The sequence below is a fragment of the Deltaproteobacteria bacterium genome, from assembly GCA_016210045.1.
Classification (GTDB): domain Bacteria; phylum UBA10199; class UBA10199.
Genome location: JACQUX010000029.1, coordinates 1 through 15,360, shown reverse-complemented (window position 1 = coordinate 15,360; position 15,360 = coordinate 1). Strand labels below are relative to the sequence as shown.

Here is a 15,360-nt window from a genome sequence, read left to right as displayed (position 1 = left end):
CGAAAGATTTTGCATTTTGCATTTTGTAATGTGCACTTTGCATTGCTTCTCCTGCTCTTCGTGACCAGCGGCCTCGTCCCTTGGGCGCTCGACGCGTGGTCGAGCGCGCGGGCCACAGAAGCGGCGGAGAGTGCGGCACGATATCATTTTCAAGCGATGGTCGCCGAGGTCGCGACGGCGCAATCACAACGTCTCCTCGATCAACTGCCGCTCGTGTCGTGGCTCGCGGAGCCAGCCGTCGCAGCCGCTGTGCTCGTCGACGCGCGTGGTACTTCCGTGCGCCAAGTGACACGCACGGGCCCGCACGATGCGCGGCTCTGGGATGCGCTCTGGTCGGCGAACCGTCCGACTCCCGATGGATATGAGCTCCACAAGAGTCGTGCACCGCTTTGTCTCGGTCGCGATCTCCGCAGTACACGACTCGGAATCTGTTACGATCTGCGCGCTGCCGTGCGCGCCGTGCGTGGCGATCGTGGAATTTCGGTCGTGCGTATCCTGAATTTGTTGCTCGCCGTGGGCGCCGGCAGTTGGTGGTACGGCCGCCGAGCCCCTGCAGTCCATGCGAATGTTGCGCGTGGTGCATCGCAGCAGTCCCATTTGGCGCCCACGCCGGACCACTGGCACTGGGCGTTGCACGCCGCCGACATCGTGCCGCACGGCGTGCTGGTGTTCGATGTCGGACTCCGCCTCACTACGCTGAACGCCGAAGCGCGCGCGTGGTTTAATGCTGCGGCCGACGGACCTCGTTTACAATTACACGCCGTGGATGTCGCCGCGGCCCTCCCGTGGGGCGAATTGCTGCTCGTTGGCCTGGAGCAAGTGGTCTCACCGGGACCGGTGAGTCTGCATCAACCGCGCGACGCGATCTCCGGCCTCGCGCTCTCGATCGCACGCCTCGAAGGGGAGGGGACGGTGTACGGCTATTGGGTGATGGGCGTGACGAGTGCGTAAGTGGCGGAGTGGGATGGGTGTTGCATGGCTGCGGACACAATAACCGTGCGTGGGTTGCAATATCGCGTGGTGGTGCGGTGCGTGGGTGGCGTGGGCTATCGACTGGCCGTGGCGCATTCGTGGCGCCAGCGGATGCGCGGATTAGCCGGCACGAGTTTGGCGACATGGTCAAACATCGATGGCATGTTGTTTATTTTTCCCTTCGCGTGGCGTTGGCCGCTCTGGATGCGCGGGATGCAATTCCCAATCACTCTGCAATGGCTCCGCGCCGATGTCCCGATCGGCTCGCTCCATCAGATGACCCCGGCCCATCCCTGGCACTGCGATCGTCCGCTGCATCCTGCGGATGCAGTCATTGAATACCTGCCTGGCCATTTCGTGTGACCACGCTCGGGAATTTTTCCTCACGGCTCCTACTCACCAGTCGGCAATGGTTCGAAGAGCTCGTTGGTTGCACATCTCGCGTTCTTCCCATCGAGTTTGGCAATCGCACCGCGCAGATCGTCGACCAGGTCCGAGTTGCTCCGGCCGAACCAATCGGTCCGGTCGCCGATCGCCTGTTCGATGAGATCGCGGAAGCTCTCGTGAGGAGAGAGACACAGCGCGCGGGCCACGGTGGCGCGATAGTAGCTGTCACCTCGCTTTTGAACGATCATCATGGCGAGTGCTTGTCCAATCTGTATGCGTGTTGTGGACCAGTGGTCCCGGTCGATTCGCGCCAGTCGACGAAACCCGATCGTATAGCCCTTCATCAGCGCATAGTCGCGATACCCGTTGGACTCGACGTTTGCACTGTTGAGGAAAGGCGCTGTGTACTGTACTGCCGTGGCGGGGTCTAAACGGAACATCACGTCAAGGGCGCTGATGGCGATACTAGTGAGTGAACGATCATACGCAAAATCGAGCTCAAAGATGTGCGCCAATTCCTTGGCTACTGCGGTGCGCGTGGCTTCGGTCCAGGATTCTGGATCGCGGCAGCGCTGCACGACGGTCTCGATGGCTATCATGAGCGGAGCCATTTGATTGGTCAGGCCCTTCGCCCGAGTGGAGTAGCGGGTGATCCCTTGGGTCATGAACAGACTGAGGGCCTTTGACGGATCGAGCGGCGCGAGCTCCGCGAGGGCACGAGCGGCAATGTACGGGTGAGGATCGACCGCGCGGGCCGCGAGGACTGCCTTCCAGGTCTCCGGTGCCGTTTGCTGCAATGCTGCGAGCGCCTCCTCCGCGAGTGGATCGGTCCCTTGGCGCGCCGTTTGTTCAAAGAGACTGATCGTTGCTGTGGCCCCAGTTCCTTTCTGACGAAGGAGCCGCAAGAGCGTCCGACGTTGTGGATCTTGGCCGGACACCCGTTCATAGTAGGCGCGCAGAGCCCCTTCGGCCGCTTCAGTTAAGCACTGCGGTGTTTGTTCGATCGCCAGGAAAATGTCTTGCAGTCGTATGTCATTGGAGTCCGTCAGCAGCAATGCCTGGCCCAGTTGGTTCATCACCTCCGGATCGGCACTGTAGGGGGCCACCCATTGTGCTACGGCCAGCCGTACAGATTGATTTTCGTGCAACAGATACGGCAACGCGGCATCCAGCGCGTGCTGTTGGAGTGCCGGTGTCAGCGAATCCCAGGTGTCTCGCAATTCCTCCAACACGCCGATCCGTACGGAGGCCGGGCAGTCCGGATCTTCCAGCCGCCCAATGCGCTGCTCTGTCTTCATGGCGCTCAGTTGTGCGGTGACTTGGTGCCAGGGTCCGGTGAGCGGCCAGAGCCCGAGTGGTTCGAGATAGGCTTGGGCCCGATCGGCACAGAGATATTCGGTCTTGCCGTTCGCCGCTTGCACAATCACGAGATCGTCCGTATCGCCCGGACGTCCACTGGGACACAGCGCAAAGTCTGAGTTGTCGGCGTCGATGTGATTGTGGAGCGTAATCTGTGGATTCCCCGGGACTGCGACGTTGAGAGAATAGCGACCCATCGTAACCTCCGTGCCCCCCAGGGTGGATAGTGGGCCGTCTCTCCATCATCCGGTGCCGCTCTGTCAAGCGGTTGTCGTATAGTGTCCCTATCGGCTGGTCACTCATCCATAGATCCCCCAGTTTCCCCCAGCCAGACGGAGTCAATTCCGCAGACAATTCTGCAGACGGAGTAACCCATTCTTCAGGCACGGAGCATCGGAAGTCCCTGAATTGAAGTCGGATTAGGTTTGCTCCGTCTGGTTTTCGGGGATCTACTCATGACCGTTTTGGGTGGTGTCGGTTGTGTGAAGTGTCGACAACTCCCGGAAATTCTTGGTGCGTTCGGCTTGGAGGAAAAGTCGCGTGACAAGACGTGGAGCCATGTCCTATGCTGAACCCATTCTCCGATAATTTAATCTGCGCAACGAAACCCAGCAGGGTGGTCTGGATCTGTCGTCTGGGCGGGGGTTCCGTGTATGGTTTGGCAGCGGATGAAAGATCTGGCGTTGTTGCTTGCCATTTGCCTGGTCTATTTTGCCGCCGGAAAGCTCGGACTGTATTTTGCCCATATCCATCCCAGCGCCACGGCGATCTGGCCGCCCACCGGCATTGCACTGGCGGCGGTGCTGTTGAAGGGACCGCGGGTGTGGCCGGCCATTTTTATCGGAGCGCTTTGTGTCAATGTGACGACGGCCGGTACGCTCTGGACGTCGCTCGGGATCGCAATCGGGAATACGCTGGAGGCGTTGATCGGCGCGTGGCTGGTCCGTCGCTACGCGCATGCGCAATACGCCTTTGATCATTTGGCCTCGACTGTTCGTTTTTTCCTGTTCGCCGCGCTCCTCTGCACCATGATCAGTGCGACGCGCGGCGTGTTGTCCTTAATCCTCGGCGGTGTGGCGGTGTGGGCCGATTTGGGGCCCATTTGGATGACGTGGTGGTTGGGCGATGCGACCGGTGCGCTGATCGTTGCGCCATTCATTCTTTATTGGGCGCGCCGGCCCGACATCCGCTGGGGTCGTGCCAGTTCGCTGGAGGGGGCGATCATGTTTCTCCTCCTCTTTGTCGTCAGTGCGTATGTGTTTGGCCTGCGGATTATTCGCCCTCCCTATGTACCGTATTTGCAACCGTATCTCTGCATGCCGATTTTTCTCTGGGCGTTGTTTCGTTTCGGGCGCCGCGCCGCCACCCTCGCGTTGATCGCCGTGATGCTTTTTGCAGTCGATGCGGCAACGCTTGAGTTGGGGTCGTTTCAGGCCGGTGACCACAACGCCTCCTTTGGTGGCGTCGGCCATCATGAATGAGCAGCACGGATTACGACAAGATCTGACGCGCGATCGAGCGTTGCTCCGCGCTGCGTTGGAGGAAAAGGAACTCTTGCTTCGCGAAGTGCATCATCGGGTGAAAAATAATCTGCAGATCATCAGCAGCCTGCTCAATCTTCCGGCGGATGCGGCCGATCCGAAATTGGCGCGGGTCTTGATGGAGAGCCAAAATCGCATCCAATCGATTGCGTTTGTGCATGAACAATTAATCAATGCCGCCAGTGCGGGCGTGATTAATTTGGGAGCCTATGTGCAAAAACTGTGTGCGCATTTGATGCATACGTATGGCGCGGCGGAACGGCATATTGAGCTGCGAATCAGTGCGGGGCAACACTATGTCGATATGGATACCGGGGTGTCGGTGAGTATTATTCTCAATGAATTGATTACCAATGCCCTGACGCATGCCTTTCCGGAGGGGCGTTGGGGGACGATCCAGGTTCGAGTGGAGGACGATGCGTATGACTATCACCTGACCGTCCGCGACGACGGCGTGGGAAACGACCATGTTGCGGATGGGAGCGCGACATCGGTCGGCTGGCAATTAGTCGAAGCCCTGGTCATGCAGTTGGCCGGGCGTGTGGAACGACGGAGCTACGAGGGGACTACGGTCCTTGTGTCCGTGCCCAAACAAGCGGGGCGACGACGAGAGGCGGAATTCGCAACGGAATCCGCCGCGTAGCACCACAACACAACGGAGGTGTCATGCACACTCAACACGCACGGGTATTAGTGGTCGAAGACGAGGCGGTGGTAGCGCTCGATATCAAGAATCGACTCCGGCGATCCGGGTATACGGTTGTCGGCACTGCAGCCACGCAGGCTGAGGCGATGGAACAAGCGGCCGTACAATCGCCAGACGTCGTGTTGATGGATATTATGTTGCGAGACCGCGGCGATGGCATCACGACCGCACAGGTCTTGCGAGATGTCTACGATGTCCCGGCTATTTACTGAAACCATTTCAAGAAAAAGGCCTCCACGTGTCGATCGAGTTGGCGCTCTATAAACACGAGATGGCGCGCGTGTTACGAGAGAAAAATGTGGAGTTAGAACGGCTGAGTCGCGCCAAGTCGCAATTCGCCACCATGGTGGCGCATGACTTGCGCACCCCGCTGGCCATTTTGAAAAGTGATATGGAGTTGTTGCAACAAGGCGCGACCGGCCCGCTGAGTGTCGCCCAACGTGAGTGTCTGACAGTTGCGCTGTATAACATCGGGCGGTTGGATCGGCTCATCTCGAACATCCTCCACTCTTCATCATTCGAGGCGGGACAATTGCAACTGCATCGGGCTCGGGTCGATCTGGGCGCCATGTTGCACAGTGTTTATGACACTCTGCGACCCTATCTGCAACGGCGTGGCTTGACGTTACAACTCTATCTCCCCGAGGAACCGGTGGTCGTCCAGTGTGATGCGGAGCGACTGCAGCAAGTCGTGATCAATCTCGTCGAGAATGCCATGAAATATGCCCGCGATCAGGGGACGGTGCAGCTTGCGTTAGCGCGCCATGCGGAGCACGTGGAGTTTAGTGTGACCGATGACGGGCCGGGAATCGTGTCCGAAGAATTCGCGACCCTCTTCGAGATGTTTCAACGGGGACGACCGGTTGATCTCTTTAATACGCCGGGGTTTGGCGTGGGCCTTGCCGTCTGTCGATGCATCGTCGAGGCTCATGGGGGTGAGGTCATCCCAGAAAATCGGCCGGGCACCGGGGCGCGGTTTACGGTGCGATTGCCTCTGCAATCGCCCAGCGCGGGCGCCAACGCAGCACCGCCTGCGCAGACCGTCGCGCAGTAATTGTTGGCGCTCGCTCTTGTCGCCAGGCGGCAATCGCGGTAGCGTAAGTCCCATGACCCTTGCGGAATTTGAAGCCGTAGTCACAGCCGCTGTGGCCGAGCTTCCGCCGCCGATCCGCGCAGCGCTTCAGAATATCGCCATCGTGATCGAGGATCGGTCATGCGATGATGCCGACTTGCTGGGTCTCTATGAAGGGACGCCGTTACCGGAGCGAACATCAACGGATCTTCCCGACATGCCCGATAAGATCACGCTGTTTCGGCGCAACTTGGAGGCCATGTGTAGCAGCGTAGCGGACTTGCGTGCCGAAATCCGCACCACGCTCTTCCATGAAATTGGCCACTATTTCGGTCTCACGGAAGAGCAGCTCGCAGCGCTGGGGTACGAGTAAGATCTGCTCTCCCGTCGCCGTAGAAACTTGCAGACCCTCAGACGGAGTCAATGAGTCGCGCCCCGAGGTCTGCGAGGGTGCGGGGGGCCTTGGCGAGGAGGGTGCGGCCGATCTCGGCGGTCAGAAGGCGTTTGAGGCTGCCGGGTCCGGTTGCGGGGGCATAGTGTTCGCTTGCGAGGATCAAGAGGGCGAGCAATGCGCCGGCGCCGAAGCGGAGCTCCAGACGGAGTCCCGATGTCTCGACGGCATTGGCTATCGCGACCATCGTGTCGAAGACCGTGCTGGTCTGCGCCATCGCGGTCGTGATGGCAGGGACGAGTCCTGGATACTGTTCCGGCGTAGCGGTTGGCGTAGTGCTCAGACGGAGTGCCGCGCGGGTGAGGGCGCGCGGATCACGGCGGGCACAGGCTACGAGCCACTGGGCCAAGTGATAATGGTCATCGGCCTCAAGTGGACTCGCACGCGATTGGAGTTCCTCGACCTCTCCCCAGTCGATGACGCCGACTTGGCGTCGGACGGAGTCAATGAGATAGTTGCCGGCATGGGGATCGACGTTGATCAACCGTTGATGAAAGAGCGCATGCACGAGGGCTCGGCCGATGGCCTCACCCGCTGTATCGCGATCCGCCGAGTCCGGGAGGCGATGAAAGGCGACGCCCGGCAGGTATTCGATAAAGAGCAGCGAATCGCGGACGACAAATCCTGGGACCAGTTGTGGCACGACAAAACGCCAGCCGGCGAGGTGGGGGCGCAGGCGTTCGTTGATGGCGGCATATTGGGCCGCGGCCGTGCGGAGATGGTGTGCCTCGGTGGACATCGCCAGTTCTCGTTGTAAATGGATTTCTGTAGCGTCTAACAAGCCGCCAAAGAAGCGCGTGGTATCGGCAAAGCCCCGCCGTTCCAGGGCGTGCAAGAATGCGCGGCCGCGGCGCAGATTCGTGGCGACTTGGATATGGGCGTGCGCCGGCTGCGCGAGCATCACAACGTGGCGACCATCGTGGAGCTCTACCAGCACGGCGGTGCGGGTACTGGCGCTCCCCAAGATCCGCACGGGACGGCGGATGCGGCGGCGTTCTTCTGGAGTTAAAGTCTCGGCCATGCGGCGATAAATTTCGGCCAGGGTGAGCGGTTGAGCGCGGTCTTTGAGGTCGGCCAGTTCCGCCCGCGTGGCAGCGGGGGCCGCAGTCCAAAACATCGCGGCGCGCTGCCCAGTTTTTCGGCCTGGTGCGGCGAACACTTCGAAGATCGCCTTGATCCCGCGTCGTCCCTCGTTCTGGATGCTGAGCAGGTACGCCAGGCTCACCGATCGTTCATGCGGTGGGATAATCTCCAAGAAGGCGCATAACGCCTGCTCCTCGACTCCGTCTGGCGCGTAGTGGAGCAGTTCGCGCGTGATCGTGCGGGGAAATTCCGGTGTGTCCAGCAGCGAGGGGCGGCCGGCGTGGAGCAGCAGGTCGATGAGCGGGACGCGCTCTTCGGCGCGGAGATGTTGGACTTGGGTCACGAACAAATGGATCGCCGTCTCGCGGTCATTTTTGAACATGGCCCCGTCCGAGGGGCGGACTGCGGCGTCGACCAGTGGAGGAAGTCCGCGTCCGTCGGGGTCTTGCAGATAGGCGATCATCGCGCGCCGCACGTCCGGAGCCCATTGTTGGACGTAGGTGCTGATGAAGGAGAGCATATTGACCAGCAGGGGATTGAGCTTTCGCCAATCGATCTGCTTGGCCGCTTCGATGCGGCTGATCAGTTCTGGCGGGCACGCGAGTCGCCACGCCAGGTCTTCGAGATATTGGTCACGGTCCATCGAATGCGTCGCGACGAGCGTGTCAAGCCGTTGGATTAGGGCATTGAGTGGTTCCGCGCACAACGGAGTGGTGGCCAGCGCGGCAATCTCCGGTTCCATCACCCGGCGCGCGAGTATGACTTGGAGCCGCCGATCGGCCACGCGTTTCTCGCGCAGCAGGCGTTCAATCGTGGCGCGCTGCGTGGCGGTTTCCACGGCCAACTGTGGGAGCAAGACCGTCGTCAAGAAACGATCGGTGTCTTTGGTCGCGCCGGTGGCACTGATGGCATCAAAGAATGTGCTGGCCTCTTCGGGCGTGAACTGAGCCGTCAAGCCGAGTTCGACGACGCGAGACTTCAAACGATGATGCCCTTCGTCTGGATGGCCATGTGGGTAGTGCATCTGGGGTGGAGCGAGCACGTGCTGGGCAAAGGCGCACAGCTGTGCGCAGCGGGCTGTTCTGTCAGGTTCGGCGGCGAGTGTGTCCAATTCCTGCTGGAGGTAAGCATTGAGGGTCGTCACCCAACCGAGGAAGAAGGGGTAAGTGCGGGCATTCGAATTCCGCGTGGGGGACTGGTAGGTACGGACCAGTTGCGCGAGTAAGTCGCTTGGGCCGCTGATGGCCCCGCTTGCGAGGAGGGCGTCATAGATCAATACGGTCGTGGCGACTGGCTGTCGATCATGCAACCAATGTGGTGCGAACGTCGTGTCTTCTATTCGGCCGAACTCTCTAATGAAGATCGATCGGAGCAATTTGCGTCGTTGGTCGGCGGTCAGTGGGAGCGCGGCAATGCCCTCCGCGATCGCGTCAGTCAGCGCGAGATGTTGACCATGTCCGACACTCCACGAATCGACGTGGAATGCTTGCTGCAGCAGGAGGTTGTGGACGGCCAAAAAACCCGCGGCATCGCGGGGCGAACCGGATTCCGCCACGTGTCGCGCCAAGGCGGCGCAATAGTGTTTGGCCAACCATGCCGGATGGGCCGCCAAGTACGTGCCGGCGACAGTCCGTCGCGCCAACGGCCGGAGCGGGGAATCGGGCGCGAGATGCGGATTGTCGTTGCCCGCCAGCGCGGCGGTCAGATCGCTGCGCGCCCAGCGGCTCGGTTGACCGCCGATGCTGGTCCGTCGACGCTCGGCGGGACCTTGGTGGAGCGTTTCCAAAAAACGGACATAGCCCTGCGAGCGAGTGAAGCGGCGTACGGCGGGTTCTAGCGCGTTCCATCCTACGGTCGGGTCGATCGCCAACAGATGAAACACGAGTTCCCAATCGAACGGCCATCCGCTGCCGGCGGCAAGCTCCTGCACCGCATATTCGCCGCGATGGCGCCACACGTGGTGTGCCCACCGGGTCATTCCGGCACGGCGTGTGGGATAGCGCCGCGCATCGAATAGTGCCAATACACGGGTCCATGGAAATGGGCGGCGGCGGGACTCCGTCTCGGTGGGCCACCAGACAAGGCGCGGGAATAAGAAACGATAGTATTGCGAACCGCCATCCTGACCTTTCGCGAACCACTGCCGTTCGCGCTGACTGAGTGTGGGGAAGACCTGGGCATGAAATCGGGCGGCCAGCTCGGCCTCGAATTCGTCGTCCAAACCTTTGAGGAAATTGGTTTGGTACGGATACAAATGCATATGGTGCTTTGTCTGCCGAGGCCAGTGCCGCATATCGCGCAGGATTGTGGGGCCGACGATATCCAACAAGATGTCGGGCGGGGCGATGCGCCGGAAGCAGCGGGCTGCCCCATAGCAGAGCTCTTCCCGCGAGGGCATACGCAGGAAGTGATCGTGACGCTGGGCAGCGCGAACCCGTTGGATGTCCTGGGCGATTCCCTGCGCGATCGTTCGGCGCAGCCAGCGGCGGAAGGCGGTAGAGCGATAAAACGGGGCCTGGCTGATCGCGGCATAATGTTGTCGGTCGCTCCCATACTTCGCGGCCTGTTGGTCAGCCGGCTCGTCCTCGTATTGATGCTGCAGTGGGGGATAGTGGCGTGTCGGATTGGTCCAGTCGCGGTAAAACGTGAAGAGGTGGCGGCGTTGGGCGGCCGTGATGGTATCGCCCGCAGCCAGGACGAAGCGATCGAGACAGGTGACCAGAAAGGTAAAACGGCGTTGTTGTTGCGAGGAGAAAAAATAGTCACGTTTGTTGGAACGTCGCCTGCCACACGCTTGCAGCGCCTCAATTGCGGCCTCAATCGTCGGCGGGGTGACCAGTCGAAACCATTTACGGGGTGGAGGCACGAACCGCGCCAATTCGGCGCGCAACGCGGCGATGTCCGCGATATGCAGCGGTTCAATGTCCGGATCGCCTTCGGCATATTGTAATTGAGTGAGGTAATTGCGCAGCGTGCACTGGCGCAACCCTTCGGCCGGATGCGTGCCCGTCGTGTTGGCGACTATCCCCGTGGCCCGCCGCTCCCCGGCGACCATAGCCTGGAGCGCCTCATAGAGGCCGGTCGGTGACAGATGGGCCGCGCGGCAGAGCTGGATCCCCTCGATGTCAGCGCGCATTTCACAGGCTTGGTAAGAAACCGTCTCGCCCCATCGTTTGCTCAGCCCCAACTGGTCCAAGTCGTCGAGTGGGTGAGCGAGTTCGTGGGCTAACGCGCCGGCCAGGCCTGCTACAGCGGCGTCAACGTTGGCGGGCAATGCGGGGTCCGTTGTCAGGACGTCAGCAAAGAGGCATGCGAATAGTCCCGTCGTGAGGCTGATGAGGTGGACGCGTTCCTTGCCGTACCGTTCTTCCACGACCGTGACTCCCGCATTGAGTTTCGCGGAGTCATAGATTTGGAGCTGATACTGGATATGCTGGGTCGTGCCGCTCAAAGTCGCGAATGCCGTAGCGAGTCGGGCGATCAGGTCGCAGCCGATGGCGTGCAGCTGTGGAGTCGCTGTGGCATCGAGCGGTGGTCCGAACACCTTGGCGATCTGTTGAATGACCTGGTGCGGCGGGATGGTCAGTGGCCGCATGGTGTGCAGCGTCAACGTGCCGAACGATTCTGTTTCCCGCGTAGTGTGTGGCGGCGGAGTGGTGTGTGTGGCAGGCGGCTGGTGTTGCAGAGCTGCGGCGTGGGTCGTGCGCAGTGAACGGCTCCCTGCGCGTGCGACTGAATACGCAGTTGTGGAGGCGGGTGCATAGGGCGCGCGGTGGCTGGCATGGGTCGGCGCGGTGATCGTTTGCCCCCGCGCGGTCGCCGCCGGATCCCTCGCTTGTGCTCGCCGGCCGCGCCCTCGGATTGCCACCCGCATACTGTCTATATCGGCGCGGCAACAGATTAGTTGCGAGTTATCCGACAAATCTTGATTTTTCCACTGCGGGGATGGCCCTGAGACGCGCGGAAACGCGATTCTCATGGGGCAAAAACGGGGGCGATCTTAAGGGGCGGGGGCTGTCGAAAAAAAACATAAATGATAATCGCAAGTCACTGAATTGGCGTTTGATTCAGTTTGCTCCGTCTGGTTTTTTTTCTTTGGTCTGGTTTTTTTTCATCGGCTTTCCCCACGCATCCACAAACTACATCCACCAGAGGCAGGCGCGGCCGGTTGTGCGGGCACTTGGATAATCGTGGGAGGTGTTGCCTCCTCTGTGTTCTGCGCGGTGTCATCCTCAGACGGGGCCTCCACTTTTGCGGTCGTCGTTGTCTCTGCAGCGGCAGCGGCTTGGGCCGCTTCCAGCACTGCGATCTTTTCCTCCAGTGCTGTGGTGCTCGAGGTTTCCACTTTCGTGGATGCGGCAGCTTGGGCCGCTTCCAGTGCCGCGATCTTTTCTTCCAGTGCCGTCGTGGTCGCGGAAGAATCCGCTTTCAAGGTCTCGAGCGCCGCCTTCGCATTTGCCAGTTCGGTGGCCAGGTTGCCATCTTCGGCATGGGTATCGTTATCTTGAATCGTTAACGTGGTGAACATGGTGTTGCCCAGTCCGCCGTTGGTCACGTTGGTCAGCATGAAGGTGATGGTCTCGTCCGATTCGGCGAGGATGTCGTCGATAATGGTGACCGGAATGACCGCACTCAATTTCCCTGCGGGGATGACGGCCTGGGATGCGGGCGGCTCATAATCGAGCGTGTGCGATGCCGTTGACGTGCTGCGTATGATTTCCAGAATCACCGATTCATTCGTCGCCTGGGAAATCGTGACGGCAAGGTTTGCTGTTTTTGCATCTTCGGCGACGGTGAACGCCGGTGCGGCAAAGGCGGCGACCGGTTGATCGGCGGGCGGTGGTGTGAAGGCGAGCGCGATCCCCTCGAGGCTCCCGAATGCGCCGTCGTCTGCGGTTTGAAGAAACGCGCGGAAAAAGAAACTCCCCGCGTGGTGTTGCGCAACGAACTGGGAGATGGCGAGATGCACCTCTTGCGCCGTATTGGTTTGCGCGACCATTGTTTCCGCCACAGCGTCTGCGATGGGCACTTCCAGAGTGCTGAGTTGCCACGCGGACCCGGTATAGAAATACCAATCCTTGCCGTTGGGAGAGATTTGATAGCGGTGATTCCCCACCGGTTTGATTTCCTGGAACCCGCTCAATCCAACAAAGGGTTGGCCGGATTTGTTCTGCAGCATCGTCCAACTTCCCGGCGCCGCGCCGGACGCGACAATCGCCACTCGCTTAAGGCCAGGGATGAACGGGGGAACCGCGTCAAAATGCACGCGGTATTGCAGATATCTCCCCTGGGGAAATCCCTGAAGTTGAAAGTGGGGTAGTGTGTCGATGTCCGCACGGAGCGGATGCGCGATGTCTGTGAATGCTCCGGTCTGGTGATAGGGCCCCTGGAAATCTTGATCATCGCAATTTGCGGTCTCGCAAATGCGCACTCCTAGTTGCAGATTGGCTAACGAACGATCATACAGCTGCTTGATTTGCAGTTCCGAGAGTTCCCGATCAAAGATGGCGAGCTCGTCGAAGTGTCCCGAAAAATCCTGGTTTTTATCGAAGCCGGTGCCCAGCCCATCCTGCTCCTGTCCCAGCACCATGGTGCCATTTTGCGGCAGTGGGACGCCCGCTGGGTTGAACGCTGACCCGATGGCGATTCCATTGCGGTACATACGTATCGTTTTGTTTGTGAGTTGCCAGGTGACAGCGAAATGTTGCCATTCGTCCTCCTTCACCGCAAAAGGGAACCCGCCCCATCCGTTGTCGAAAATGGCGAGTCTGGTGTTCGATGACGTGTGCGTGATGTACAGAACGTTTTCCTTGCCTGGTGCATTGTATGAAAATGCTGTGTTCAGGACAGCCTGACTGTCTATGGTCCCTTTGATCCAGTAACTGATCGTGAAGGCGTCGGTTGGAAAATTGGCGATCGACTGGGCAATGACATAGTCTCTTGGGCCATTAACGTCGTTGGGCAAATGCAATCCCTGACCGAGCGGCGCGCCGTCGCCGAGTGCCGCATTATTGCCGAGCGAGCCATGATGTTCGTACCCGGAGTAATCTTGAATGAAGCTGCCCGTCTCCTGCGTGGGCTCATCGAAATGATACAATGAGGATATTCCCTGACATATCCAGGTTTCCCGAGACGTATCCGGATTCGTGGACGCCCAGTGCAGGCAATGCCTTGCCATAGGGGGCCGAGGGATTCCACGCAATCGTGTCCCACCGCACCGGCGCTCCCGCGTCGAAAATGTGCGAGGTGAATTCTCCGGTGGACTTGCCAAGGACCAACTCCAAACGCCCGCGCAACACATCCCACAGGGAATCTGTCATAGCCCCCGACTCGAAGTGCGCGGGGGTATCGTCGACAAATTGTGCGGGAAGCATGGTGGCGCGGCCGTTGTTGAAATGCAGGTGTTGCGGATCAAAGAGATATTCATCGGCCATATTGCAAGGTCCATGTGGCCGTTGCAGCGCGCCCCGTAGCGGGGAGGAGGAAGAGCATCAACAGTGAGAACGTCAACAGAGGTCTCATGCGGCCCAATGATTGCAACTCATGGGCCAGCAGGGTTTGTCAGTCATCGAGTTAGATTATTAGAGACCTTTGCATAAAGGCATGATTGTTGCGGCAAAGGGGATGTGATCCGTGTAGTTTTCTGGGATGAGCCAAACAACGACGAGTCAGTTGAGTTTCAGTGACGGGATGATCCGGGATCACCATGCACTGCACAGCTTGGATGGAGTCACTGCCGTGCTGGACTGGAGTGCGATCGAAGGACTTCTCTCCCCCATCTATAGTAGTCGCTCCGGGCGACCCAGTTATCCGCTGGTGACGTTATTCCGGAGCTTACTGCTCGGCTGCTGGTATCGGTTGAGCGATGTACAGCTGGAAGCACAGCTTGCCCGTGACCTGGTGTTTCGGAAGTTTGTGTTGTTGGGATTGAATGAAGGGACACCGGACCACAGTACGCTGTCCCGCTTTCGCCAACAACTTGAAGCTCATGCGCTCTGGGAAAAGCTGTTGGCAGAAGTGAATCGGCAGCTGACAGCGCAGCACATCATCATGCAATGGGGGCAGGTGAGTATTATTGATGCCAGTGTGATCGAAGCGCATCAGAGCGGACCGGGGAAGCGCAAAGATGGGAGCGCAACACGAGATCCGGAAGCGGGGTGGAACGTCAAACAGAATACACGGGGGAAGAAGACAAGTACGTACGGTTATAGCTTCCATTCCAATGTCGACGAGGACGGGTTCATTCTCGGCTATGACATGACTCCTGGGAATGTTCATGACAGCCAGCGTTTTGAAGAGCTGTTCACGGGAGAAGAGGCAGCGGTGTACGCCGATAGCGCTTATGCCTCGCGAGCCACGGAGAAGAAGCTTGCTGCGCGAGGCATTCGGAATCACGTTCAACGCAAGGGGTATCGGAACCATCCGATCAGCGACACCGATCGAGAGCGCAACAAGGAGATTGGCGTGACACGCAGTGTTGTCGAGCGGGTGTTTGGGACCCTCAAGCGACATTACGGCATGGGTCGAACCCGTTTTTTGGGATTACTGCGCAACACGGTTCATTGCGGACTGCTGGCCATCGCGTACAACGTCCGCAAGGGCGCTCATTTTGTGCAGCAGTATGGCGTGGTCGGGGCATAAGTGTGTCCAGAGGAGACGAAGGACAGGAGAAAAACGGAGTCTGCAACCAACAGCGCTCTCGTAAAACGGTGTCGTGATCTTTTTCTGCTGAAAATGTTGTGTTCGATGAGAAAAACTTATCTCTGATGTGGCTTATGCAAAGGTCTCT

Annotated in this window: 11 protein-coding genes and 2 pseudogenes; 9 read left to right on the top strand and 4 right to left on the bottom strand. The window is 59.5% G+C overall.

Annotated elements, in window-relative coordinates:
• Window positions 1–30: 30 nt before the first annotated feature.
• Both HY696_09315 and HY696_09310 read left to right on the top strand, forming a co-directional pair.
• Window positions 31–951: a hypothetical protein gene (locus HY696_09315; protein ID MBI4238595.1), complete on the top strand. Its 921-nt coding sequence runs from the start codon at window positions 31–33 to the stop codon at window positions 949–951.
• Between the two features lie 24 nt (window positions 952–975).
• Window positions 976–1,335: a DUF192 domain-containing protein gene (locus HY696_09310; protein ID MBI4238594.1), complete on the top strand. Its 360-nt coding sequence runs from the start codon at window positions 976–978 to the stop codon at window positions 1,333–1,335.
• A gap of 29 nt (window positions 1,336–1,364) precedes the next feature.
• Here the strand turns inward: HY696_09310 and HY696_09305 are convergent, their stop codons facing one another.
• The gene (locus tag HY696_09305) at window positions 1,365–2,915 is read right to left on the bottom strand and encodes a hypothetical protein (protein MBI4238593.1); all 1,551 of its coding nucleotides are present in this window, start codon (window positions 2,913–2,915) and stop codon (window positions 1,365–1,367) included.
• Window positions 2,916–3,371: 456 nt separating this feature from the next.
• Between HY696_09305 and HY696_09300 the strand changes: the two genes are divergently transcribed.
• The 6 genes and pseudogenes from HY696_09300 (at window position 3,372) to HY696_09275 (ending at window position 6,410) form a co-directional block, all read left to right on the top strand.
• On the top strand, window positions 3,372–4,199 hold the full coding sequence (locus HY696_09300; protein ID MBI4238592.1) for an MASE1 domain-containing protein: 828 nt from the start codon (window positions 3,372–3,374) through the stop codon (window positions 4,197–4,199).
• Window positions 4,192–4,902, top strand: coding sequence for a sensor histidine kinase (locus tag HY696_09295; protein ID MBI4238591.1), 711 nt, complete (start codon window positions 4,192–4,194; stop codon window positions 4,900–4,902). Before HY696_09300 ends, HY696_09295 begins: the two co-directional genes overlap by 8 nt.
• Before the next feature lie 23 nt (window positions 4,903–4,925).
• Window positions 4,926–5,239, top strand: a pseudogene (locus tag HY696_09290) (response regulator).
• A pseudogene (locus HY696_09285) lies at window positions 5,237–5,494 on the top strand (sensor histidine kinase). Before HY696_09290 ends, HY696_09285 begins: the two co-directional pseudogenes overlap by 3 nt.
• A gap of 39 nt (window positions 5,495–5,533) precedes the next feature.
• Entirely contained in the window at window positions 5,534–6,019 is a 486-nt protein-coding gene (locus tag HY696_09280; GenBank protein MBI4238590.1) for an ATP-binding protein, read from the top strand.
• Window positions 6,020–6,071: 52 nt separating this feature from the next.
• Complete coding sequence (locus tag HY696_09275) at window positions 6,072–6,410, top strand: metallopeptidase family protein (protein MBI4238589.1); 339 nt, start codon at window positions 6,072–6,074, stop codon at window positions 6,408–6,410.
• A 37-nt stretch (window positions 6,411–6,447) separates the two neighbouring features.
• On the opposite strand, the gene HY696_09270 is transcribed toward HY696_09275, so the two are convergent.
• The 3 genes from HY696_09270 to HY696_09260 form a co-directional block, all read right to left on the bottom strand.
• The gene (locus HY696_09270) at window positions 6,448–11,445 is read right to left on the bottom strand and encodes a hypothetical protein (GenBank protein ID MBI4238588.1); all 4,998 of its coding nucleotides are present in this window, start codon (window positions 11,443–11,445) and stop codon (window positions 6,448–6,450) included.
• Window positions 11,446–11,682: 237 nt separating this feature from the next.
• The gene (locus tag HY696_09265) at window positions 11,683–13,668 is read right to left on the bottom strand and encodes a hypothetical protein (GenBank protein MBI4238587.1); all 1,986 of its coding nucleotides are present in this window, start codon (window positions 13,666–13,668) and stop codon (window positions 11,683–11,685) included.
• Window positions 13,652–14,005, bottom strand: coding sequence for a hypothetical protein (locus HY696_09260; GenBank protein ID MBI4238586.1), 354 nt, complete (start codon window positions 14,003–14,005; stop codon window positions 13,652–13,654). Before HY696_09260 ends, HY696_09265 begins: the two co-directional genes overlap by 17 nt.
• Before the next feature lie 214 nt (window positions 14,006–14,219).
• Between HY696_09260 and HY696_09255 the strand changes: the two genes are divergently transcribed.
• Window positions 14,220–15,212, top strand: a complete 993-nt coding sequence (locus HY696_09255; protein ID MBI4238585.1) for an IS5 family transposase — start codon at window positions 14,220–14,222, stop codon at window positions 15,210–15,212.
• Window positions 15,213–15,360: the final 148 nt, after the last annotated feature.